The following is a 22,368-nucleotide window of genomic DNA, read 5'->3' on the forward strand; positions in this document are numbered from 1 at the left end:
GGCAGGTTACGGCGCATGACTACAAGGGGCGCATATCGGTCGGCGACCGATATCGATAGTGGACATCGCCTTCGCGGCTCTGGTCTGCTCACCGGCATGACGAAACACGCTCCCGCTCTCCGGACGCTCGCCGCCGCCGTCCTGGCCCTCTCCGCAGCCGGCTGCGGCGCGGACGCCGCCCCGGCCGCGAGGGACGCGGTGCCGCAGGGCGACGCGCCCCGGCTCACCCCGCCGCAGGCCGAGGTCACGAAGCAGCTGACCCGCCTCGAACGGACCCGGCAAGCGCGCATCGGCGCCTACGCGATCGACACCGGAACCGGCCGCACCGTCTCCCATCGGGCGGACGAGAGGTTCGCGTTCGCGTCCACCTTCAAGGCGATGGCGTGCGGCGCGGTGCTGCGGAAGGCGCGTCAGGACGCCCCCGGCCTGCTCGACCAGGTCGTCCGCTACACGAAGGACGACCTGGTCGACTACTCCCCCGTCACCGAGAAGCGCGTCGACACCGGGATGACGGTCGCGGACCTGTGCCACGCGGCCGTCACCCAGAGCGACAACACCGCCGGCAACCTCGTGCTGAAGCAGATCGGCGGGCCCGCCGGCCTCACCGCCTTCTTCCGCTCGCTCGGCGACGCGGTCAGCCGCAGCGACCGCTGGGAGACCGCCCTCAACGACTGGAAGCCGGGCGAGGAGCGCGACACGACCGCGCCCCGCCGCTGGGCGGAGGACCTACGCGAGCTGACCGTGGGCGACGCCCTCGCCCCCGCCGACCGCCGGCGCCTCATCGGCTGGATGAAGGCGACGGTGACCGGGGACGCGCGCATCCGCGCCGGGCTGCCGAAGAGCTGGACGGTCGGCGACAAGACCGGCACCGGCGGCACCTACGGCACCGCCAACGACATCGCGATCGCCTACCCCGCTTCCGGCGGCGCCCCGCTGATCATCGTGGTCACCGCGAACAAGCAGGCGCCGGACGCCGAGGCCGACGACAAGGCCGTCGCCCGAACCGCCGGCATCCTCGCCCACGCGCTGTCGTAGGGCGCTGCCCTCGGCAGGGCGATCAGTACAGCGCCTTGAGGAACTTCGCGGCGACGGGGGCGGCGGCCTCGGCGCCGGTGCCGCCGCCTTCGACGATCACGGCGAACGCGACGTCCTTGCGGTAGCCGATGAACCACGCGTGCGTCGGCGGGTCCTCCCCCGAGCCGTACTCGGCGGTTCCGGTCTTGCCCGCCGTGCCGGCCGGGAAGCCGACGCCGGACGCGGTGCCCTCGCTGACCACGGCCGGCATCAGGGCGTGCAGGGCCTTCTCGACGGCGGGCTCCAGCCTCTTCGGCGCCTCCGGCCGGCGGCCCCCGGCGTCGGCGGCCTGGCTCGCGAGGGCGGCGGGGACCAGCAGGGGCGACCGCCAGGTCCCGTCGGCCGCGGCGGCTGCGACGCTCGCCATGTTGAGCGGGCTGGTCAGCACCCTGCCCTGACCGAAGGACGCGGACGCGAACGCGGTGTCGTCCCTGTTGTCCGGGAACGCGGCCCGGACGGCGGGGAGCCCGGCGATGATCGGCACGTTGAAGCCGAACTGGCCCGCGACCTGCGCGAGGCGCTTCTCGCCCAGCCTGTCGACGGCGAGGCGCGCGAACGTGGTGTTGCAGGAGTGCGCGAACGCCTCGCGGAACGGGACCGTCCCGAAGTCCTCGTGCTGGTAGTTGTGGAACGACCGGCCGCCGACCGCGGTCGTGGCGGGGCAGCCGACCTTCGTGGACGGGGACACGCCGCCCGCGACGAGGGCGGCGGCGGTGACGACCTTGAACGTGGAGCCGGGCGGGTACTGGCCCATCAGCGCCCGGTTGTAGCCGCCGGGCTTGTTGGCCACGGCGAGGATCTCGCCGGTGGCCGGGCGCAGCGCCACCATCGACGCCGGCTTGCGCACACCCGCGAGCGCCTTGCCGGCGGCGGCCTGCGCCTTCGGGTCGATGGTCGTCTTGACCGGCCGGCCCTCGGTGCCGCCGAACCGCTGCAGCGTCTTCACCGGCTCGTCGCGTTCGTCCACGATCTGGACGGCGAGCGCGGGCGTGCCGGCGAGCCGGCGCTCGTACTGCCTCTGCAGGCCGTCCGCGCCGATCGGGTCGCCCTTGCGGTAGGGGGCGCCGAGCTTCTTCGCGGCCTCCTCGGACGCGGCGCCGACCGGCCCGGCGAGCTGCCGCGCGGACCCCGACGGCGAGGCGCCGAGGTCGCTGCCGTCGGCCGCGAGGACGGCGGCGCGGCCGGACCAGGCGCGGGACGCGCGCAGCCGCTGCCCCTCCTGCAGCGTCGGGTACACGACGCGCGGCGACCAGCGGACGAGCCATTCGCCGTCCCGCCTGACGAGGGGCAGCGACCCCTCGTACGTCCACTTCCGGTCGCCGGCGAGGGTCAGCTCGGCGCTGTAGGAGCCGCCCGCCTCGTCTCCGTCGGGCCTGCCGACCGAGGCGACGGTGTAGCGCTGCGCGGTGACGCCCAGTTCGTCCCGCGTCCGGGTGAGCCGCTGCTCGAAGTCGGCGGGCGCGCCGGCGGTCAGCGCCCTCATCGCGGCCAGGTCACCGCCGCTCCATGCCGCGAGGTAGCGCTCGGCGGCGTCCTCCGGGTCCGCCCCGTCGCGCAGGAACCACACCGCCCCCGCCCCCACGATCACGACCGCCACCGCGATCGCGGCGACGGCCAGCACTCGGGATCGGCGCATCGTCGATCTCCCTTCCCCCTGATATGGAGGCACAAGGACACCAGCCGCCGTCCGAAAAGTCCAAGATTGAGATCAATGTCGCAAAGATAGGCGGATGGATATCATTGCTGGTCGTGAACCTCGTCGGGCATCTGCGGTGCTTCGTCGTGGTGGCCGAAGAGCTGCATTTCGGCCATGCGGCGGCGCGGCTCGGCATGGCGCAGCCGCCGCTCAGCCAGCGGATCCAGCGGCTGGAGCGGGAACTCGGCGTGCGGCTGTTCGACCGGTCCAGCCGCAAGGTGGAACTGACCGCCTCCGGGCGGCTGCTGCTGGAGGACGCCCGTGACATCCTCGCCCGCGTGGACCGCATCTACTCCGTCGCCGAACGCGCCAGGCTCGGCGAGGTCGGCACCGTGCGCGCGGGCCTGCCGAGCGACCTCGGCGGCCGGGTCCTCGCCGCGCTGATCGCCGCGTTCCGGGACCGCCGCCCCGACCTGCGGCTCGACCTGCGCGAGACGGGGACGGCCGAGCAGGTCCGCGCGCTCGCCGACGGGGCGCTGGACGCCGGCGTCGTCCGGCACCCGTGCGACTCCCGCGACCTGGAGCTCGGCCCCATGCTCGGGCAGCCGCTCGGCGTACTGCTGCCGGCCGGCGCGGGCCTCGCCGCGTCGCCCGAGATCCATCTCGCCGACCTCGGCGGCCGCGACCTCGTCGTGTTCCCGCGCGAGGAGGCGCCCGGCGCCTACGACGACCTCCTCGCGGGCTGCCGCCGGCACGGGTACGCGCCCGCCGCCGTCCACGAGGCGCGGCACCCGCAGTTCGCGCTCGGCCTCGTCCTCGCGGGGACGGCCGTCTCGCTCGTCCCGCGCGCCGACGACCCTCCCGGGGCGACCTGGCGCCCGCTGGTGGGCGAGCCGCTGGCCTGGCGGACGTCGTGCGCGTGGCGGCGGACCCGCGACCCCGAGCACGCCCGCGCGATCGCCGACTTCGCCGCCGTCGCGACCGCCGTGCTGCGCCGCGAGGCCGGGATGGCGCCGCTCGACGCCGCCCCCGCCCGCCGCGTCGTCCCGCGCCCGTCGTCGGGATTCCTGGCATGAGCGGCGCGAACCGGGGGGTATGGGGGGTCGACCCCCCGGAGGGAACCCGCATGAGCGAGACGAAACGGGAGGTGTGGGGGGGCGCCCCCCCGAAGGAAACCCGCAAGAGCGACGTCGCGGAGCGGATCGAGGAGGAGTTCCGGTCGGCCGGTGTGACCGGCCACCTGCACGTCGTCGACGTCGACACCGGACGGGAGGTCGCCGTCCGCGCCGGCGAGCCGGTGGTCCTCGCGTCGGTGTTCAAGGTGCCGCTGCTCGTCGCGTTCCACCGGCGGGCGGCCGAGGGGCTGCTCGATCCCGCCGAGCAGGTGACGCTGTCCCCCCTCGATCGCACCGCCGGGCCGACGGGGGTGTCGGCGATGCTGGACGAGGTGCGGATGTCGCTGCGCGACCTCGCCTGCCTGATGATCACCGTGAGCGACAACGCCGCCGCCGACGCCGTGCTCGACCGGGTCGGCCGGGACGCGGTCAACGCGGCGGCCGCCGCGCTCGGGCTGCCCGACACGGTCGTCGAGGTCAGCGGCCGCGAGCTGCACGAGTCCCTGCTCGCCGACGCCGGGGCCGCCACCTTCGCGGACGTGTGGGCGAGGCTGGACGAGCCCGGCGTCCTCGGCCGGCTGCGGGCCCTCGACCCGGCCCGCACCAGCCGCAGCACCCCCCGCGACATGACCCGGCTGCTGTCGATGATCTGGCGGGACGAGGCCGCGCCCCCGGACCACTGCGCGGCCATGCGGCGGCTGCTCGGGCTCCAGGTGTGGCCGCACCGGCTGTCGTCCGGCTTCCCCTACGACGACGTCGTGGTCAGCGGCAAGACGGGCACGCTGCCGACCGTTCGCAACGAGGTCGGGGCGGTCGAGTACCCCGACGGCGCCCGCTACGCCGTGGCGGTCTTCACCCGCTCTCCCCTCCCCATGGCCGTGCTGCCGCAGGCCGACGCCGTCATCGGCACCGCGGCGCGGCTGGCCGTCGAGTCCCTCCGCCGCCGCTGAAGGTGCGGAACGTGGCGCATCCGATACCGCCGATCCGCGTGACCGCTGGGCCAGCACTCCCCCGCAATACATAGGCTGTACCCCGGTTTTGACTGTCTTGGGGAGTGTTCTTTGCGGCTGCCAGAGCATCTGGAGCTACTGCTCACCGACGAGCCGGTGCTCGACGTCTACTCGCACGGTCCCTGGCGCGTCCCGGACGGGCTGTTCGAGGAGATCTCGGCGCGGATCGACGGGCTGGCGGCCGACCCGCGGGCCGTGGACCTGACCACCGACGAGCACAAGCTGCTGACGCTGCCGGCGTCGCTCGTCACCGCGGAGATCTTCGGCATGCTGGCGTTCCTGCCGGGCGGCGGCGCGATCAAGGCGGGGTCGTGGTCGCAGCTCCCCGAGCGGCTGCTCCACCGGCACCTGGTCAACCCGGGGCCGCTCAGCACCCGGATGACCCGCTGGGACGCGCCGGGCGGCCGGTGGCGGCCGCCGGTGGACTGGCTGATCGAGGCGCCGGACCGGGGGCTCGCGATCGAGCTGGCGCGGGACTGCCTGTCGGTCCTGGAGGGCATCGAGCCGCTGGAGGAGCGGCGCAAGGCGCTGCTGCGCCTCTACGACGACCCGCCCGAGTGCGAGAGCGGCCTGCCGAAGGCGGAGCTGCGCGAGCACTGGCATGCGCGGGCCGGCGACGACATCGTCACGGCGGTCCCGGAGCTGCTCGGCCCGGTCGGCTATCTGGAGTGGGTGTGCGCGGGGCTGCTCGCGTCCTACGAGCACCTGACGGACGTGGCTCCGCGTGACGAGAGCGTCGAGGCCCACCTGAGCCAGCTGCTCCTCCAGGGCAGCATGGACCAGGTCCCGGCGGAGCTGGCGGCCGCGCTGGGCGAGGACCGCTACGCCGAGCTGCAGCAGCGGTTCGCCGCGGAGGGCCGCGGTTTCAAGGCCGGCGTGTGGCAGGAGCGGACGCGGGCCTGGCTGGCCCGCGCCCTGGTCGCGGGGGCGGCGGACGCGTGCCGGGGATGGCTCGACATGGCGATGCGGTTCGTCGCGACCGTGCAGGGGCTGCCGGGCGACCCGTGGTTCCCGAAGGCGGAGTGGATCCCCGTCGGCCAGTTCCAGACGGACCTGCGCCGCCTGTACGCGCCGCGCCGCCGCGTGGTGAACCCGCTGACCGAGACGCTGCGGAGCGTCCCCGCGGCGGAGGCGGCGGGGAAGGCGGGCCAGGCCGCCGCCCGGCCGGAGCTGGCGACCACGCTGGTCGAGCAACCGGAGGTGACCGCGGCGCTGGACGAGCTGACGCGCGGCGGCGAACCCGTCCGGCTGCTGCTGGCGGGGCCGGACGGCACCGGCAAGCGGGACGCCGCGCAGGAGCTCGGGCGGGCGCTCGCGCTCGGCCGCGACCCGCACTGGGTCACCGAGAACCTGTTCTCCGGGCAGCGGCTGCCGGACGCCGTCGCCCGGCTGCACGCCGACGCCCGCGACTGCGCCGGCGACCGGCTGCTCGTCATCGACGGCCTGGACGGGATCGTCGCCGACCCCGGCAACGGGGAGGCCCTCGCCGCGGAGCTGCACCGGCTCCTCGCCGTCCACCCCGACCTGAATCTCGTGGCGCTGTGCGACACGGGCGGGGAGGAGCGGATCCGGGAGATCAATCCCGTCCTGCCGCAGCTGTTCCGGATCGCGCGGACGCTGCCGTTCACCGAGGAGGGGCACGCGGAGCTGTTCCGCCGCGCGCTGACCGCCCGCGGCGCCCGCGGCACCCGCCAGGCGGTCGCGGCGGCGGGCGCGCTGCTGGCCGCGACGCCGCCCATGCAGACGCTCCGCAACGCGCGGCTCGCGCCGCATCTCGCCGACCAGGTCGTCGCGGCGGTGCGGGAGCGGCTCGCGCCGGGCGCCGAACTCCTCGTCCGCAAGCAGGACGTCCCCGACACGCTGGACACCTCGCGGGCCGCCGGCAACCCGCTGACGGAACTGCACGACCTCACCGGCCTCGACACGGTCAAGCACGAGATCGCGCTGCTGGTCGCCGGAACCCACGCGGCGCGGCTGCGCAGCGAGTCCGGGCTGACGATCACCCCGCCGACCCGGCACATGGTGTTCACCGGCAACCCCGGGACCGGCAAGACGATGGTGGCGCGGCTGCTCGGCCGCATCTACAAGCGGCTCGGCGTCCTGTCGTCGGGGCATCTCGTGGAGGCGTCCCGCGCCCATCTCGTCGGCGAGTACATCGGGCAGACCGCGCCCCGCACGCGGCGGCTGGTCGAGCGGGCGCTCGGCGGCGTCCTGTTCATCGACGAGGCGTACACGCTGACGCAGTCGCCGCTGAAGGGCGACTACGGGCACGAGGCGATCGCCGAGCTGGTCAAGCTGATGGAGGACCACCGCGACGACCTCGTGGTGGTCGTGGCCGGGTACCAGGAGGAGATGGCGGAGTTCCTCGTCGCCAACCCCGGCCTGGACTCGCGGTTCCCCAAGCAGATCCACTTCCCCGACTACACCGACGACGAGCTGATCACCGTGTTCGGGCAGCTCGCCGCCGCGGACGGGTTCGAGCTGGCGCCCGGCACCGACGACCTGCTGGCGACGATGCTGCGCCGCGCGCCCCGCGGCCCGTCCTTCGGCAACGGCCGGCTGATGCGCAACATGCTGGACGTCGCCGTCGCCAACCAGGCGGACCGGGTCGCGTCCGCCGCCGTCCAGGCCCGCAAGGAGCGCCTGCGGAAGGAGCACGGCGACGAGCGCGCCGCGACGCCCACGCGGCAGGAACTGATCACCCTCACCGCCGACGACCTCCCGCCGCTGCTGGAACACCCGGAGGAGTTCTTCGGCCTCTACCTGTAGAGGGCCCTCCCTCTGGGCAGCTCCGTCTGGACCGCCTGTCTTCAGGCCGGGCGGGCCAAGCGCTCGGCGGCGTCGAACAGGACGCTCTCCGCGCCGCGCCGGGTGACGAGCTGGGCGCCGACCGGGAGGCCGTGGACCGTTCCGGCGGGGACGCTCAGCGCGGGCAGGCCCAGCACGTTCCACGGCGAGGTAAGGCTGACCAGCAGCGCCGTCAGCGGCCCGAACTCGACCTCCGTCGCGCCGAGCTTCGGCGCGGTGATCGGCATGGTCGGCATCACCAGGTAGTCGTGGCGGTCCAGCAACTCGGCGACCTCCCGCGCGAAACGGTCCCGCTCGCGCAGCGCCCGGACGAGGCGCCAGCCCGGCATGAGGCCCGACTCCCGCAGCCGCCCGAGCGTCGCCGGCTGGTACAGGTCGGGCGCCTCGGCCATCCGCTCGGCGTGCACGTCGTAGGCCTCGCTGAACTCGATCGCGATGAACACCTCGCGGAGCCCGGCGAAGTCGAGCGGCTCGGCGGGCGCGTCCGGGAACAGGGCCCGGACGGCCGCCACCACCTCGGGGTCGCCGGCGGGCGGCTCGATCCATGCGGCGCGGCCGTCCGGCACGGCGCGCTCCGCGGGCGGCGGGACGGCCTCCGCCGGGCCGGTCAGCGCCCGGAAGGCGGTCCAGCAGTCGGCCGCGGTCGCGGCGAGGACGCCCACGTGGTCCAGCGAGCGCGACAGCGGGAACACGCCGCCGGCGGGGACGGCGCCGTACGCGGGCTTGAACCCGGCGACCCCGCAGAACGCGGACGGGATGCGCACCGACCCGCCGGTGTCCGTGCCGAGGGCGAGCGGGACCGTCCCGGCGGCGACCGCGGCGGCGCTGCCGCTGCTGGAGCCGCCCGACATCCGCTCCCGGTCGCGCGGGTTGCGGACCGGGCCGCTCGCCGACACGTCGCCGGTGGCGCCGAACGCGAACTCCTGCGTGCCCGTCTTGCCGACGATCACGGCGCCGGCGTTCCGCAGCATCGTCACGCACTCGGCGTCGCCCGCGGCGACGTTGCCGTCGAAGTGCGCCGATCCCATCCCGGTGGGCAGGCCGGCGACGTCGATGATGTCCTTCACCGCGACGGGGACACCGTGCAGCGGGCCCCGGTCGATGCCGGACGCCCGCTCCTCGTCCGCCCGCCTGGCGGCGGCCGTGGCGCCCTCCGGGTCGAGGGTCACGAAGGCGTTCAGGTCCGGGTCGACCGATTCCAGGGCGCGCGCGACCAGCCCCTGAGCCGTCTCCTCCCCCGAACGCAGAGCGCGCCCGAGGTCCGCCAGCGTCCGTCCGGCGAAGAACCCGCCCATACCGCCTCCTCATTGATCAGCCGTATCGCTCTACCTAGCACACCGGGGCCCGCGCGGAACGGATCGGCATCCCTTTCGCGGCGTTCCGTCCGCGACTCGTCGCTCTGCGCCGACCACTCGTCGCAGGCGCCCTACCGCCGACCGACCGGACGCCCGGACCGGCGAACCTACGCGCGAGTACGCGGCAGGCTTCAACGCGCCCAGTGGAGACGCTCCCACCGGTTCGCTGGGGGGCGAGGCGGAGCCCGTACCGGACACCGCCTCTGTAACCGGTCGACGTCCACTCTGTGATCGCGGTGCCTCCGGCGCCGGGCGCCCGCGGCGTCCGGCCCCGGAGGCGCCGGGGACCTTCGGCCCTGGCCGCGGCATCGCCCGCGTGATGGGCTCTCCTCGGCGGTTGATCGCTACGGTTGATCGCGACGATCCTGGGGACGTGATCTCCCCGATGCGGGACCGACACCGGAAGGAACGCGCCATGGCCGACTCCGTGCTGTCCGATGACGAGGTACGGGCGATCGACGCGTACTGGAGAGCCGCCAACTACCTGTCCGTGGGGCAGATCTACCTGCTCGCGAACCCGCTGCTGCGCGAACCGCTCGCGCCCCGGCACATCAAGCCGCGGCTGCTCGGGCACTGGGGCACCTCGCCCGGCCTGAACTTCTGCTACGCGCACCTCAACCGGACGATCAGGGCGCGCGACCTCGACATGATCTACGTCATGGGGCCGGGGCACGGCGGTCCGGCGGCCGTCGCGAACGCGTGGCTGGAGGGCACCTACAGCGAGGTGTACCCGGCCGTGTCGCAAGACGCGGAGGGCATGCGCCGGCTGTTCCGCCAGTTCTCCTTCCCCGGCGGCATCCCGTCCCATGTGGCGCCGGAGACGCCCGGGTCCATCCACGAGGGCGGCGAGCTCGGGTACTCGCTGGCGCACGCGTTCGGGGCGGCGTTCGACAACCCGGACCTGGTCGTCGCGTGCATCGTCGGGGACGGCGAGGCGGAGACCGGGCCGCTCGCGGCGAGCTGGCACTCCAACAAGTTCCTGGACCCGGTGCGGGACGGCGCCGTCCTGCCGATCCTGCACCTCAACGGCTACAAGATCGCGAACCCGACGGTGCTGGCGCGGATACCGGAGGAGGAACTCGTCCAGCTGTTCGACGGGTACGGGTACATGCCCCTCCTCGTGAGCGGGGACGAGCCGGAGTCCATGCACCGCAAGATGGCCGCCGCGCTCGACCAGGCGCTCGACGAGATCGCCGCCGTCCAGCGCGCCGCCCGGTCCGGGCGGACGTCCGCGCGGCGCCGCTGGCCCATGATCGTGCTGCGGTCCCCGAAGGGCTGGACGGGCCCGAAGGAGGTCGACGGGCTGCCCGTCGAGAACACGTGGCGCTCCCACCAGGTTCCGCTCTCGGGCGTGCGCGACAACCCCGAGCATCTGGAGCAGCTCGCGGAATGGCTGCGCTCGTACCGTCCGGACGAGCTGTTCGGCGAGGACGGGCGTCCCGCCGAGGCGCTGCGCCTCCTCGCCCCCGAGGGCGACCGGCGGATGAGCGCCAACCCGCACGCGAACGGCGGCCTGCTGCTGAAGCCGCTCGCCCTCCCCGACTTCCGGGACTACGCCGTGAGCGTCGACAAGCCCGGCACGACGCTCACCGAACCCACCCGGACGCTCGGCACGTTCCTGCGCGACGTCGTGAAGGCCAACCCGTCCAACTTCCGGATCATGGGCGCGGACGAGACGGCGTCGAACCGGCTCGGCGACGTCTTCCAGGTGACCGACCGCGTGTTCGCGGGCGAACGGCTGCCGACCGACGAGCACCAGGCCCCGTCCGGCCAGGTCATGGAGGTGCTGAGCGAGCACCTGTGCCAGGGCTGGCTGGAGGGCTACCTCCTCACCGGACGGCACGGGCTCTTCAACAGCTACGAGGCGTTCATCCACATCGTGGACGCCATGTTCAACCAGCACGCGAAGTGGCTGAACGTGACCCGGCGGCTGCCGTGGCGGCGGCCCATCGCGTCGCTGAACTACCTGCTGTCGTCGCACGTGTGGCGGCAGGACCACAACGGCTTCACCCACCAGGACCCCGGCTTCCTCGACGTCGTCCTGAACAAGAAGCCGGAGATCGTCCGGGTGTACCTGCCGCCGGACGCGAACACGCTGCTGTCGGTCGGCGACCACTGCCTGCGGTCCCGCGACTACGTCAACGTGATCGTCGCCGGGAAGCAGCCGGCGCTGAACTGGCTGCCCATGGACGCGGCCGTCGCGCACTGCACGCGCGGCATCGGCATCTGGGAATGGGCGTCCACCGACGGCGGCGAGGACCCCGACGTCGTGCTGGGCTGCGCGGGCGACATCCCGACCCTGGAGACGCTCGCCGCCGTCGACCTGCTCCGCCGCCTCTTCCCCGAGCTGCGCGTCCGGGTGGTGAACGTCGTCGACCTCATGCGGCTGCAACCGCCGAGCGAGCACCCGCACGGTCTCCCGGACCGCGAGTACGACGCCCTGTTCACCACCGACAAGCCCGTGATCTTCGCGTTCCACGGCTACCCGTACCTCATCCACCGGCTGACGTACCGGCGCGCCGGACACGCGAACCTGCACGTCCGCGGCTACAAGGAGGAGGGGACGACCACCACGCCGTTCGACATGGTCATGCTGAACGACCTGGACCGCTACCACCTGGTGATGGACGTCATCGACCGCGTCCCGTCCCTTGGCGGGCGCGTCGCCCACATCCGGCAGCGGATGTCCGACCAGCGGCTCGCCATGCGCGCCTACACGCGCGAGCACGGCGCGGACGCGCCGGAGATCAGCGACTGGACGTGGCCGTACTAGGGAGGGGCCCTGCCGATGCGCGTCCTCACGGTCAACCCGGGGTCGAGCAGCCTGAAGGTGAGCCTGCTCGACCCCGGCGACACGCTCCTCGCCGAAGAGTCCGGCACGCGCCACGAGATGGCGGGCGTGGTCGCGGGCATGCCGCGCCCGGACGCGATCGGCATCCGCTTCGTCCACGGCGGCACGGACTACACCTCTCCCGTCCGCATCGACGCCGCGGTCACCGAACGCCTGCACGAGCTCGCCGACCTGGCGCCGCTGCACCAGCCCGCGTCACTGCACGCCCTCTCCGAGATCACCCGGGCGCTGCCCGGCGTCCCGGCGGTGGCCTGCTTCGACACCGCCTTCCACGCGACGCTGCCCGCGGCAGCCTCGACCTACGCGCTCCCCGCGGAGTGGCGCGAACGGTACGGCCTGCGCCGCTACGGCTTCCACGGCCTGTCCTACTCCTACGCCACCCGCCGCGCGGGCGAGCTGCTCGGCGCGGTCCCGGCCCGCATGGTGATCTGCCATCTGGGCGCCGGCGCGTCCCTGTGCGCCGTCGCCGACGGCCGGTCGATCGACACCACGATGGGCTTCACACCCCTGGAGGGGCTGGTCATGGCGTCCCGGGCGGGCAGCATCGACCCGGGCATCCCGCTGTGGCTGATCCAGCACGGCCTCGCCGCCGAGGACGTCAGCCGCGCCCTGGAACGCGACTCCGGGCTGCGCGGCCTCGCCGGCACCGGCGACATGCGCCGCATCCGCGAGCTCGCCGGCCAGCGCGACGCGGCCGCCCTCGCCGCCCTGGACGTCTACCACCACCGGCTCCGCGCCTGCGCCGCCGCGATGACCGCGTCCCTCGGCGGACTCGACGCCCTCGTCTTCACGGGCGGCGTCGGCGAACACGACCCGTCCGTCCGCATGCGCCTGGCCGAGGACCTCGCCTACCTGGGCGCCTCCGTAGACCCGTCCCGCAACGACGCGGTGGACGGCGACGCCGACATCTCCTCCGCCGGCGCGTCCGTCCGCACCCTGGTCGTCGCCGCCCGCGAGGACCTGGAAATAGCCGCCGGCGTCCGAAGCCGCCTGTGACCCCGAGTTTTCTTCGATTTGATCTCCGTTGGCGGTTCCTGGAATGGCGCCCCGGGAATCACCAGCGGCGGCACTGGACCGTTCGGAGAATGCGGCAGTCCATTTCGGGGGATATTGTCGTGAGATTTCGCGTGCGCGGGGTGGCCGTCCTGCTCGTCGTTCCGCTGCTCGCGGTGGTCGCGGCATGCTCGTCGGGTTCCGCCGACCGGGACACGAAGCCCGCGGGGGCCGTGGCGCAGAAGAGCGAGCAGAAGCAGCCGGGCACGCCGGACTGGCGGGTCCGCCACAGGGGCGCCGAGCACGAGATCGAAGGGTACGCCGACCACGTGAGCGTGCGGCCGGGCGAGAGTTTCCGGTTGTTCGTGTCCACGACGACGTCCGGGTTCACCGCCGAGGCGTTCCGGACGGGCTGGTACGGCGGCGCACAGGCGCGCCGCGTGTGGCGGTCCGGGCACCAGCCCGGAGTCAAGCAGCCGCCCGCCGAGATCGCCAAGACGACGCGGACCGTGTCGGCGGTGTGGCGGCCGTCGATGACGGTGCCCACGTCGGGGTGGCCCGCGGGCAGTTATCTCATCAGGCTGTCCGCCGCTTCGGGCGCGCAGCGGTTCGTGCCGATCACCGTCCGGTCGCCGAGCGGCAAGGGACGCGTGGTCGTGCTGAACGCGACCACCACGTGGCAGGCGTACAACATGTGGGGCGGCTACGACCTCTACAAGGGGCCGTCCGGCGGGGAGGACGACCGGGCCAGCGCGGTCAGCTTCGACCGTCCCTACGACGGGAACGGCGCGGTCAAGTACCTGACCTACGAGCAGCCGGCGATCGCTCTGGCGGAGAAGCTGGGCGTACCGCTGGCGTACGCGACGGACAACGACCTGCACGCCGACCCCCATCTCCTGGACGGCGCTCGCGGGCTGCTCAGCCTGGGGCATGACGAGTACTGGTCGACCATCATGCGGGAGCGCGCCATGCAGGCGCGTGACCGGGGCGTCAACATCGCGTTCCTCGGCGCGAACGCGGTCAACCGGCACATCCGGTACGGCGGGACGCGGCTCGGGGCCGACCGGCTGGTGGTCTGCTACAAGGACGCCGGGTCCGATCCAATGTCCAGGACGAACCCGGCCGAGTCCACCCAGGACTGGCGGCTGCCGCCGATGCCGCGACCGGAGAGCGACATCATCGGCATCCAGTACCTGTGCTTTCCGGCGGAGGGCGCCTTCACCGTCCATCGGCCCGATTTCTGGCTGTTCCGCGGCACCGGGGTGCGCAAGGGGACGCGCTTCCCCGGCGTCATCGGCCCGGAGGCGGACGCGCTCAACCACGACGGGCCGACGCCGTCCACCCTGGAGATCGTCGCGCACTCCCCGATCACGTGCGGGGATCGCCCGGCGGTCGGGGACGCCTCGTACTACACCGTCCCGAGCGGCGCGGGAGTGTTCGCCACCGGCACCATGCGCTGGGTCTGCTCCATGCGCGGCCCCGCGTGCGGGCACGGCGTCACCGAGGCCGGACGCGAGTTCGTCACCCGGGTGAGTTCGACGCTCATCCAGGCCATGGCGGCCGGGCCGCTCGGGCACCTCCACCCGTCCCGCCCCAACCACAAGGAGTTCGCCGGCACGGAGTGAGCACCCGGCTCGCGGCACGCCGCCGCCCGCTGCCGCCGCGTGAACGCCGGTCAGACGCAGCCCTCGAACTGCGGCACCTCGATGATCGACAGGTCGAGGCCGGTGCCGGCGAACCACTTGCGCATCAGCTTCGCCGCGGTGCCGTCCTGGTACATGCGGGTGATGGCCCGGTTGAGCGCCTCGCAGCCCTCGGTGTCGCCCTGGCGGAGCCCGATGCCCGTGTTCTGCTCGCTGATCCGGGCGTTCACCAGCCGGAAGGCCCGGCCCTCGCGGCGGATGAGCCCGGCCAGGATCACGTCGTTGGTGGTGATGGCGTCCACCTCCCGGGCCTTGATCATGTTCATGCACTCGTCGTAGCTCCTGGCGGGGACCGTCCGGGCCGTCATCCCGCTGAGGGCGAGGAGCCGCTGGATCGGGTCCGCGCCCTCGACCGCGCAGAACCGGCGTCCCGTCAGGTCGCGGACGCCCTTGACCCCGCGCTCGTCCGACCGGATGAGGACGTCCTGGTAGGACATGTAGTACGGGCCCGCGAACGCGATCCGCGTCTTGCGCTCGGGCGTGACGGACAGCGTCGCGAGGACGAGGTCGGCGCGTCCGGACGTCAGCGCCGGCAGCCGCTCCGACGCCAGGACCTGGACGAACCGGATCTTCTTCCCGAGCCGCTCGCCGACGTACCGCGCCACGTCGATGTCGAACCCCTCGAACCGGCCGTCGGGACGCCGCAGTCCGAGCCCGGGCAGGTCCGGCCGAACGCCCACGACCAGCGTCGACTTGTCGAGCAGCGACTCGCCGCGCCCCTGCCCGCAGCCGGCGAGCAGCCCGGAGCCCGCGATCAGCAGGAGCGGCAGGATGATCGCCGCCTGCCTTCGCAGCACGCCCATCCCGGAACCTCCAGCGAGTCGTCCATTCGGGTTTTTGCCCTCAAAGCCGGAGCAGCCCGGTAATTCGGTAGACGAACTCTAATTCGTCCCATGGAGATCGTCACGGGTTCGGCGAAGCGCGTCCGCCGCCCTCCAGGTCCCCCGGCCAGTAGCATCGAGGCACCACAGGCCGGACTCTCACCTCCATGGACGGGGCACGCGTGCAGGAACTCAGCCAGGACGAGTTCACCGCGCTGCTCGCATTCCGCACCGGGCTGCGCCGCTACCTGCGCTGGAGCGAGGGAGCGGTGCGCGCGGCGGGGTTGACGCCGGCCCAGCACCAGCTGCTCCTCGCCGTCCGGGGCCACGGCACCGGGCGTCCGCCGACGATCGGCGAGCTCGCGGAGTACCTGCTGCTGCGCCACCACAGCACGGTCGAGCTGATCAACCGCGCCGAGCACGCGGGGCTCGTCGCCCGCGAGCGCGACCCCGAGGACAACCGGGTGATGCGGGTGCGGCTGACCTCCGCGGCCGACCGCGTCCTGTCCGGCCTGACCCGCGTGCACCTCGCGGAGCTGCGCAGCCTCGCGCCGATCCTGGACCGCCTGAGCGCCGAGCTGACGACCCTGGAGGACCAGCCGGAGGGCTGACCCGGTGATCCTCGGCCCTGACCCGGCGTCGAGCCGCGAGCGGGCGAAAAGTACAGCAGGCACCTCTGGCCATGAGGTGCCTGCTGTGGTGTCGGGCGTCTGGACGAACCGGGCCTCGCGGCCCGGGTCAAGGCTTCGTCCGATGCCCGGGTTCTCTTGTCCTTCGTCAAGGCGGGGTTAGGTGCCGGCGACCACTTCCTTCTCTGGCTCGGGGACGGTTGGCGAGGGCTGAAGGCGGCGCGGGGTCATGCCAAGGGCGGCGATCGCTGCGATCACCATGAACCCGGCGACCATCAGCCAGGCATCGACGTAGGCGGTCTGGACTTCGGGCCAGCCGTGCGGGGCGCCGAGGGCGGCGACGGCGAGGCTGACGCCGAGGACGGTGCCGATCTGCCGGCTCATGTTCACCACGGCGCTGCCGGTGGCGTAGCGGTGGGGCGGCAGTTCGACGGCGGCGGCGGACAGGATGGTGGGGAGGGCGAGGCCGACGCCCGTCCCGCCGATGAGCCAGCCCGGCAGCAGCTGCGAGGCGTAGGCCGGTGCCGGGCCGAGGCTCATCGCGATCATGACGACGCCGAACGCGCACAGCATGCACCCGGCGGCGGTGATCAGACCGACGGGGACGCGAGCGGCGACCATGCGGCCGGCGATGAGCGCCATGACGGGGACCATCAGGGGGCCGGGCGCGACGGCGAGCCCCGTCCTGATGGGCGAGTAGTGCCAGACCTGTTGCATCCACAGGACGCCGAGGAGCAGGTTGGCGGCGAACGCGACGGTGAACAGCAGGACCGCGGCGTTCGACCAGAAGAAGGTGCGGACGGCGAGGAGCGCGGGCTCGATGACCGGCGCGGGGTGCCGCAGCGAGCGCAGCCAGAACCAGCCGAGGCCGAGCAGCGCGGCGCCGACCACGACCGTGGTGCGCTCGCCCGGCCAGTCGTTGATCTTCACCAGGCCGAGCGCGAGCAGCGCGATGGCGCAGGTCAGCACGGCGGTGCCGGGCAGGTCGGGGACGCGGGCGGTGACGCCCTCGCGGGAACCCGGGACGAGCCGGAGCGCGAGCAGCACCGCGGCGATCCCGATGGGGACGTTGACCTCGAACACCCAGCGCCAGGAGACCTCGACGAGGACGCCGCCGATCGCCGGGCCGGCCGCGGCGGCGATCGCCGAGGCGGCGGACCAGATCCGCACCGCGCCGCCGCGCCGCGCCGCCGGCATCGCCGCCAGCAGCAGCCCGAGGCTGGTGGGGATGAGCGCGGCGGCGCCGGCGGCCTGCACGACCCGGAACCCGACGAGCCACCACAGCGACGGGGCCGCGGCGCACGCCTGGGAGGCGAGGGTGAAGACGGTGAGCCCGAGGACGAGGCCGGCCTTGCGGCCGTACCGGTCGGCCAGCCGGCCGAGCGGGACGAGCAGCGCGGCGAACACGATCGCGTAGGCGTTGAGGACCCAGGACAGGTCGGCCATCGGCGTCCCGGCGAAGTCGCGGCCGATGTCGTCGAAGGCGACGTTGACGATGAACAGGTCGAGGCCCGCCATGAAGGAGGCGACGGAGAGCACCGCGAGGACGGGACCGGTGCGTACCTGACTTTGTTTCACCATAGTCAGGGACGCTAGCGCCCGACCTGACTTTGGTCAAGCGAAGTCAGCAGGTTTATAGTGGGACGGTGACAATCGCACTTGAGGGGCACTTCGCCGACCGCGACGCCTGGTCGATGCAGAACTGCCCGGTCGCGAGAACCCTCGCCGCGCTCGGCCCGCCCTCGGCGGTGCTGGTGCTCAGCGAGGCGTTCTTCGGGACGAATCGTTTCGGCGACTTCGTGCGCAATCTCGGGATGACCGAATCCGCCGTCACCGCCCGCCTGCGCCACCTCGTCAAGGCCGGGCTGCTCACCCGGGAGCCCTACCAGGAGCCCGGCCAGCGCACGCGCTACGAGTACCACCTGACGAAGATGGGCCTGGACCTCGCGCCCACGCTCGTCAGCCTCATGGAATGGGGCGAGACCTACCTGCCCCACGAGGAGGGGCGCCAGGTCATGCTGACCCACGCCCGCTGCGGCGACCGCGTCACGGCGCAGGTCAGGTGCGCGGACGGCCACGACGTCGGGGTGGACGAGATCATCATGCGGCCCCCGGAGCCCGGGGACGAGTGAGCGCGCTAGCCGGCCCGGCGGGGGCTCGCCCCGCCGGCGAGCCGCAGCGCGTGCTCGACCAGCGACACGAGGACCTCCTTCGCCGACCCCGTCCGGCGCGCGTCGCACAGCAGCACGGGAACGTGCGGGTCGATGTCGAGGGCCGTCCGGATCTCCGGCGGGTCGTAGCGGTCCGCGTCGTCGAAGCAGTTGACCGCGACGACGAACGGCGTGCCCCTGCGCTCGAAGTAGTCGATCGAGGCGAAGCTCGCCATCAGCCGCCGCGTGTCGGCGAGGACCACCGCGCCGAGCGCGCCCCGCGACAGCTCGTTCCACATGAACCAGAAGCGCTCCTGGCCCGGCGTGCCGAACAGGTAGATCGCGACGCCCTCGCGCAGCGTGATGCGGCCGAAGTCCATCGCCACGGTCGTGGTGGTCTTGGCGGCGACGCCGTCGAGGTCGTCGACGCCGATGCTCACGTCGGTCAGCGCCTCCTCGGTGCGCAGCGGCCGGATCTCGCTGACCGCGCCGACCATGGTCGTCTTCCCGACGCCGAACCCGCCGGCGACGAGGATCTTCAGTGCGACGCGGGGACCGTCCTCCCGGTCGTCGGTGTCCTCGGCGGCAGGCGGGGGGTCAGAGTGCACGGAGTTCATCGAGCACCATCCTGAGCAGGTTCTGGTCGGTATGCGGCTGGATCATGGCGGGCTGCCCGGAGGGCGAGGCCGGCGTGGACCACCGCTGGACGTCCACGAGGCCCGAGTCGATCAGGTCGCCGACCAGCACCCGGATCACGCCGAGCGGCAGGTTGAGGTCCGAGGCCAGGTCGGCGAGGGCGTGCGGGCGGCGGCACAGCGCGAGCAGCCGGCGCTGCTGGCGCGACAGCCGGCCCGGCTCGGCCGGCCGCCGCCCGGTCGCGACGAGGATCGCCACGATGTCGAGCGGCTCGCCGGTCGCCCGGGTCCGGCCGCGCGTCACCGCGTAGGGGCGGACGATGGGCCCGGCGGCGGCGTCGAGCCACCGTTCCCTGCCGGGACCCCGGGGAGCTCCGGGCACGTCGCTGGGGTCCATGGCAGGTCACCGGTGTCCGGGTCCGGCGGCGCCCTGCCTGAGTCCGATGGAGAGCTGCCTGCCGACGCGCTTGACGAGCATCGTCATCTCGTAGGCGACGAGGCCCGCGTTCGCGCCGACCTCGCTGAGCAGCGCCAGGCAGCTGTTGGCCCCGGCGGGCACGACGAAGAACAGGCCCTTGTCCATCTCGATGAGGGTCTGCCGGATCTCGCCGGAATCCAGCTGCGGCCTGGCGCCGATCGCCAGGCTGTGGAAGCCGGCGGCGAGCGCCGCGAGGTACTCGGAGTCCTCGCGCCCGACGCCGCGCGACTTGCCCATCACGAGACCGTCCCTGGACAGCACGACGACCTTGCGGATCTGCGGAACCCGGTCGACGAGATCGTCGAGGAGAAAGTTCAGCTCGGCCCCGACTCCCTGCTGGGTCATGATCTTCCCTCCATGCCGTCGGCCGGTCCTTCGTCCTCGTCCCTGCCCCGCAGCCAGCCGGCCTGCAGGGAGGCGAACAGGTCCCGGGACGCCTCCGCCGAGCGCTCCTCCCAGGCGGCGATCGCGTCGTCCGACGGCGCCGCGGGCGGTTCGTCGAAGCCGTCCGGGTCGCGCAACTGGGGCGCGAGGTTGCCGCCCCGCACCCGGCGGGGCAGCGGGGCGCGCCCGCCGGGCCCGGCCTGCGCCTGCCCGAACGCCGGCCCGTCTCCGGCGGACTGCGCGTCCCCGAAGGGCTGTGCCTCTCCGAAAGATTGCGCCTGCCCGAAAGACAGGGCGTCCCCGAACGAGGCGGGCGCCCCGTACCGGCCCGCCCCGGCGTAGGGGTCATGGCCGTAGGCCGGGATGCGCGGGCCCGCCGCCTGGAACGGGCGCGTCGCGTCGAACGCCGGCGGGGGCCCGGGCTGGGCCCCGTACGACGGTGGGGTGCCGTACGACGTCGGGGTCTCGGTTCCGTCGTACGAGTTGAACCCCACCGTCGCGTCGAATTCCGGCTGGCCCTCCAGGGACGCCGGGGTGTCCGGCGCCGTCGCGTCGTAACCGGGCCCCGAGTCGTGGGAAGGCAAGGAGTCCCAGCCTGGCGGGGCCTCCTGAGCGGGCGGCGCGGCGTCGTAGACCGGCGCGTTCAGCATCGCCGTGGACGACGGCGCCGACGGCGTGGGCCACTGCCGCGCCGAGCCGTTCACCGGCGCCTGCCCGTTCTGCCGGACGGGCCCCGCGACCGGGACGTCCCCGTCGGACGAGACGGTCCCGTCCTCGTCCTCGGGCTGCTCGACGTCGACGATCAGTTCGCGCGGGATCAGCACGACGGCGCTGACGCCCCCGTACAGCGACGGCTGGAGGGCGACCCTGATGCCGTGCCGGCCCGCGAGCCGGGAGACGACGAACAGGCCGAGCCGGTCGGTGACGGCCAGGTCGAACTCGGGGGGCCGCGACAGCCGCAGGTTCAGCGCGTCCAGCTCGGACTGGTCGAGCCCGATGCCGCGGTCGATGACGTCGACGGCGAACCCGTTGGCGCCCATCTCGCCGCGGACCAGCACCTCGGTGGGCGCGGGCGAGAACACGGTGGCGTTCTCGATCAGCTCGGCGAGCAGGTGGATGATGTCGGCGACGGCCTCGCCGATCAGCGCCGCCTGCCCGGTCACGACGACGACCTCGACCCGCGTGTAGTCCTCGACCTCGGCGACCGCGGCTCGCAGCACGTCCTCGACGTGCACCGGCCGGCTCCAGCCCCGGCCCGGGGACGTCCCGGACAGGATGACCAGGCCCTCGGCGTGCCGGCGCATGCGGGTGGTGAGGTGGTCGAGCCGGAACAGGTCTTCGAGCGCCTTCGGGTCGGAGGCGCCGCGCTCCATCTCGTCCAGCATCCGGAGCTGGCGGTGCAGCAGCGACTGGCTGCGCCACGCGACGTTGAGGAACACGCGGCTGATGCCCTGCCGCAGGTACGACTCCCGGACGGCCGTGTCGATCGCGGTGCGCTGCACCTTGGTGAACGCGTCGCCGACCCGCGCGACCTCCCTGGTCTTGCCGATGACGAGCGGCGGCGCCTCGGCGTCCACATCGACCTCCTCACCGCGCCGCAGCCGGGTGACGACGCCGGGCAGCCGGTTCTCGGCGAGGTTCAGCGCGGCGCGCTGCAGCCCGCGCAGCTCGCGGGACAGGCTGCGTGCCGCCAGCAGCGACAGCACGATCGAGGCGACGACCGCGAGCAGGCCGAACCCGCCGGCGATGACGAGCCGCAGGACGATCCGCTCGCCGATCGGCTTGGCCATCTCGTTCAGCGCGAGGCTCGCCTCCTGGACCTTCTGCCCCCACGCCTGCGACAGCAGCTGGGTGGTGGCCTGCCAGTCGGCCGCCTCGGCCGGCAGCCGGTCGCCGCGCGCGTTCACGATCGCCGTCTCGGCGGCGCGGTACCGCCGGAACTGCTCGGACGCGGCGAGCTGCTGCAGCGGCCCGCGGATCTCGTCGTTCAGGTCGGCGAGCCCCGACTCGAACTCCTGCCGCCCCTCCGCCGCCCACTGGACGAACGCGGTGTGCTCGGCGGGGGTCAGCCGCCCCTTGCGCGCCATCGCGGCGGTGACGAGCGAGTCCTCCCGCAGCATGTAGGCGCGGGCGTTGCCGATGCCGATCAGCGCGCGGCCCTGGGTGAGGATCGCGACGTCGTTGACCGTCACCAGGCCGTCGAAGACCTTGATGACCTGGTCGAGCATCGTGCTGTAGGAGTTGATGACGTCCAGCGGCTCGACCTGGCCCGAGTCGACCCTGCCGCGCAGCTGCGGCAGCTTGTCCAGGGCCTTGATCGCCTCGCCGAGGCGCTTCTTCGTCTCCGGCTGCGCCGCCTCCCGCGCCTCGGGCGACAGCGCCGTCGCGCGGAACCCCTTCTCGACCGCGCTGACCCGCGCGCGCTGCACGCCGAGCTTCTGCCTGTCCTTGGCGCCGCCGGTGGCCAGCGCGACGACGCTGAGGGAACGTTCCGCCTGGAGCTGGTTCACCAGGTAGATGCCGGGAAGGCCCATCTTCTCGTACGTCGTCGAGAAGTCGTACTTGTCGAACGCGTCGCCGAGCGTGATGTTCGCGGCGAACGCCCACAGGGTGATGAGCGACACCAGCGGAACCAGCAGCAGCGCCGTGATCCGCAGGCGGATGGGGCGCCTTCGCCGGACCTTGCCGCCGGGGACGTCGTCGCGGGGTGTCTTCGAGGCCATCTG

17 protein-coding genes are annotated in these 22,368 nt (G+C 73.3%); 9 read left to right on the plus strand and 8 right to left on the minus strand.

The features are described from left to right. Window positions 1-96: 96 nt before the first annotated feature. On the plus strand, window positions 97-1,035 hold the full coding sequence (gene bla, locus SM418_RS03045) for a class A beta-lactamase (protein WP_371938423.1): 939 nt from the start codon (window positions 97-99) through the stop codon (window positions 1,033-1,035). A gap of 22 nt (window positions 1,036-1,057) precedes the next feature. Here bla and SM418_RS03050 read toward each other — a convergent pair whose 3' ends face one another. Beyond that, the gene (locus SM418_RS03050; protein WP_371938422.1) at window positions 1,058-2,710 is read right to left on the minus strand and encodes an Rv0361 family membrane protein; all 1,653 of its coding nucleotides are present in this window, start codon (window positions 2,708-2,710) and stop codon (window positions 1,058-1,060) included. Window positions 2,711-2,823: 113 nt separating this feature from the next. Between SM418_RS03050 and SM418_RS03055 the strand changes: the two genes are divergently transcribed. The 3 genes from SM418_RS03055 (at window position 2,824) to SM418_RS03065 (ending at window position 7,604) form a co-directional block, all read left to right on the plus strand. Next, entirely contained in the window at window positions 2,824-3,786 is a 963-nt protein-coding gene (locus tag SM418_RS03055) for a LysR family transcriptional regulator (protein WP_371938421.1), read from the plus strand. A gap of 50 nt (window positions 3,787-3,836) precedes the next feature. After that, complete coding sequence (locus tag SM418_RS03060; protein WP_371938420.1) at window positions 3,837-4,775, plus strand: serine hydrolase; 939 nt, start codon at window positions 3,837-3,839, stop codon at window positions 4,773-4,775. A gap of 111 nt (window positions 4,776-4,886) precedes the next feature. Further along, window positions 4,887-7,604: an AAA family ATPase gene (locus SM418_RS03065; RefSeq protein WP_371938419.1), complete on the plus strand. Its 2,718-nt coding sequence runs from the start codon at window positions 4,887-4,889 to the stop codon at window positions 7,602-7,604. A gap of 41 nt (window positions 7,605-7,645) precedes the next feature. Here the strand turns inward: SM418_RS03065 and SM418_RS03070 are convergent, their stop codons facing one another. After that, window positions 7,646-8,938 carry an amidase gene (locus SM418_RS03070; RefSeq protein WP_371938418.1) on the minus strand — a complete coding sequence of 431 codons (1,293 nt, stop codon included), beginning with the start codon at window positions 8,936-8,938 and terminating at the stop codon, window positions 7,646-7,648. Window positions 8,939-9,413: 475 nt separating this feature from the next. Here SM418_RS03070 and SM418_RS03075 point away from each other — a divergent pair, with 475 nt between their 5' ends. The 3 genes from SM418_RS03075 to SM418_RS03085 all read left to right on the plus strand — a co-directional run bounded on the left by SM418_RS03075 (window position 9,414) and on the right by SM418_RS03085 (window position 14,467). Then, entirely contained in the window at window positions 9,414-11,771 is a 2,358-nt protein-coding gene (locus tag SM418_RS03075; protein ID WP_371938417.1) for a phosphoketolase family protein, read from the plus strand. A 15-nt stretch (window positions 11,772-11,786) separates the two neighbouring features. Continuing rightward, window positions 11,787-12,845, plus strand: coding sequence for an acetate/propionate family kinase (locus SM418_RS03080; RefSeq protein WP_371938416.1), 1,059 nt, complete (start codon window positions 11,787-11,789; stop codon window positions 12,843-12,845). 119 nt (window positions 12,846-12,964) lie between these two features. Next, window positions 12,965-14,467 carry a N,N-dimethylformamidase beta subunit family domain-containing protein gene (locus tag SM418_RS03085; RefSeq protein ID WP_371938415.1) on the plus strand — a complete coding sequence of 501 codons (1,503 nt, stop codon included), beginning with the start codon at window positions 12,965-12,967 and terminating at the stop codon, window positions 14,465-14,467. 50 nt (window positions 14,468-14,517) lie between these two features. Here the strand turns inward: SM418_RS03085 and SM418_RS03090 are convergent, their stop codons facing one another. Beyond that, window positions 14,518-15,348 (minus strand): transporter substrate-binding domain-containing protein, encoded by an 831-nt coding sequence (locus SM418_RS03090; RefSeq protein ID WP_371938414.1) that lies wholly within the window; start codon window positions 15,346-15,348, stop codon window positions 14,518-14,520. A 185-nt stretch (window positions 15,349-15,533) separates the two neighbouring features. On the opposite strand from SM418_RS03090, the gene SM418_RS03095 reads away from it, so the two are divergent. Continuing rightward, entirely contained in the window at window positions 15,534-15,977 is a 444-nt protein-coding gene (locus tag SM418_RS03095; RefSeq protein ID WP_371938413.1) for a MarR family winged helix-turn-helix transcriptional regulator, read from the plus strand. A gap of 177 nt (window positions 15,978-16,154) precedes the next feature. Here SM418_RS03095 and SM418_RS03100 read toward each other — a convergent pair whose 3' ends face one another. After that, window positions 16,155-17,576, minus strand: a complete 1,422-nt coding sequence (locus SM418_RS03100) for an MFS transporter (RefSeq protein WP_371938412.1) — start codon at window positions 17,574-17,576, stop codon at window positions 16,155-16,157. A 65-nt stretch (window positions 17,577-17,641) separates the two neighbouring features. Between SM418_RS03100 and SM418_RS03105 the strand changes: the two genes are divergently transcribed. Further along, window positions 17,642-18,127, plus strand: a complete 486-nt coding sequence (locus SM418_RS03105) for a winged helix-turn-helix transcriptional regulator (protein WP_371938411.1) — start codon at window positions 17,642-17,644, stop codon at window positions 18,125-18,127. Between the two features lie 5 nt (window positions 18,128-18,132). Here SM418_RS03105 and SM418_RS03110 read toward each other — a convergent pair whose 3' ends face one another. Genes SM418_RS03110 through SM418_RS03125 form a run of 4 tightly spaced genes read right to left on the minus strand, consistent with a single transcriptional unit; the run spans window position 18,133 to window position 22,365 of the window. Continuing rightward, the gene (locus SM418_RS03110; RefSeq protein ID WP_371938410.1) at window positions 18,133-18,762 is read right to left on the minus strand and encodes a GTP-binding protein; all 630 of its coding nucleotides are present in this window, start codon (window positions 18,760-18,762) and stop codon (window positions 18,133-18,135) included. Further along, window positions 18,743-19,177: a DUF742 domain-containing protein gene (locus tag SM418_RS03115; protein ID WP_371938409.1), complete on the minus strand. Its 435-nt coding sequence runs from the start codon at window positions 19,175-19,177 to the stop codon at window positions 18,743-18,745. Before SM418_RS03115 ends, SM418_RS03110 begins: the two co-directional genes overlap by 20 nt. A gap of 6 nt (window positions 19,178-19,183) precedes the next feature. Beyond that, the gene (locus SM418_RS03120; protein WP_371938408.1) at window positions 19,184-19,603 is read right to left on the minus strand and encodes a roadblock/LC7 domain-containing protein; all 420 of its coding nucleotides are present in this window, start codon (window positions 19,601-19,603) and stop codon (window positions 19,184-19,186) included. Beyond that, a complete protein-coding gene (locus SM418_RS03125; RefSeq protein WP_371938407.1) occupies window positions 19,600-22,365 on the minus strand; it encodes a sensor histidine kinase in 2,766 nt (921 codons plus the stop codon). The genes SM418_RS03120 and SM418_RS03125 overlap by 4 nt, the downstream gene beginning before the upstream one ends. Window positions 22,366-22,368: the final 3 nt, after the last annotated feature.

It is taken from the genome of Actinomadura chokoriensis, assembly GCF_041463665.1.
GTDB classification, from domain to species: domain Bacteria; phylum Actinomycetota; class Actinomycetes; order Streptosporangiales; family Streptosporangiaceae; genus Spirillospora; species Spirillospora chokoriensis_A.

Excerpts from the sequence above, each read along its gene's own strand:
- bla (WP_371938423.1), top strand. The coding sequence starts at position 97 with ATGACGAAACACGCTCCCGCTCTCCGGACGCTCGCCGCCGCCGTCCTG.
- SM418_RS03050 (WP_371938422.1), bottom strand. The coding sequence starts at position 2,710 with ATGCGCCGATCCCGAGTGCTGGCCGTCGCCGCGATCGCGGTGGCGGTC.
- SM418_RS03060 (WP_371938420.1), top strand. The coding sequence starts at position 3,837 with ATGAGCGAGACGAAACGGGAGGTGTGGGGGGGCGCCCCCCCGAAGGAA.
- SM418_RS03070 (WP_371938418.1), bottom strand. The coding sequence starts at position 8,938 with ATGGGCGGGTTCTTCGCCGGACGGACGCTGGCGGACCTCGGGCGCGCT.
- SM418_RS03075 (WP_371938417.1), top strand. The coding sequence starts at position 9,414 with ATGGCCGACTCCGTGCTGTCCGATGACGAGGTACGGGCGATCGACGCG.
- SM418_RS03080 (WP_371938416.1), top strand. The coding sequence starts at position 11,787 with ATGCGCGTCCTCACGGTCAACCCGGGGTCGAGCAGCCTGAAGGTGAGC.
- SM418_RS03090 (WP_371938414.1), bottom strand. The coding sequence starts at position 15,348 with ATGGGCGTGCTGCGAAGGCAGGCGGCGATCATCCTGCCGCTCCTGCTG.
- SM418_RS03095 (WP_371938413.1), top strand. The coding sequence starts at position 15,534 with ATGGACGGGGCACGCGTGCAGGAACTCAGCCAGGACGAGTTCACCGCG.
- SM418_RS03100 (WP_371938412.1), bottom strand. The coding sequence starts at position 17,576 with ATGGTGAAACAAAGTCAGGTACGCACCGGTCCCGTCCTCGCGGTGCTC.
- SM418_RS03110 (WP_371938410.1), bottom strand. The coding sequence starts at position 18,762 with ATGAACTCCGTGCACTCTGACCCCCCGCCTGCCGCCGAGGACACCGAC.
- SM418_RS03115 (WP_371938409.1), bottom strand. The coding sequence starts at position 19,177 with ATGGACCCCAGCGACGTGCCCGGAGCTCCCCGGGGTCCCGGCAGGGAA.
- SM418_RS03120 (WP_371938408.1), bottom strand. The coding sequence starts at position 19,603 with ATGACCCAGCAGGGAGTCGGGGCCGAGCTGAACTTTCTCCTCGACGAT.
- SM418_RS03125 (WP_371938407.1), bottom strand. The coding sequence starts at position 22,365 with ATGGCCTCGAAGACACCCCGCGACGACGTCCCCGGCGGCAAGGTCCGG.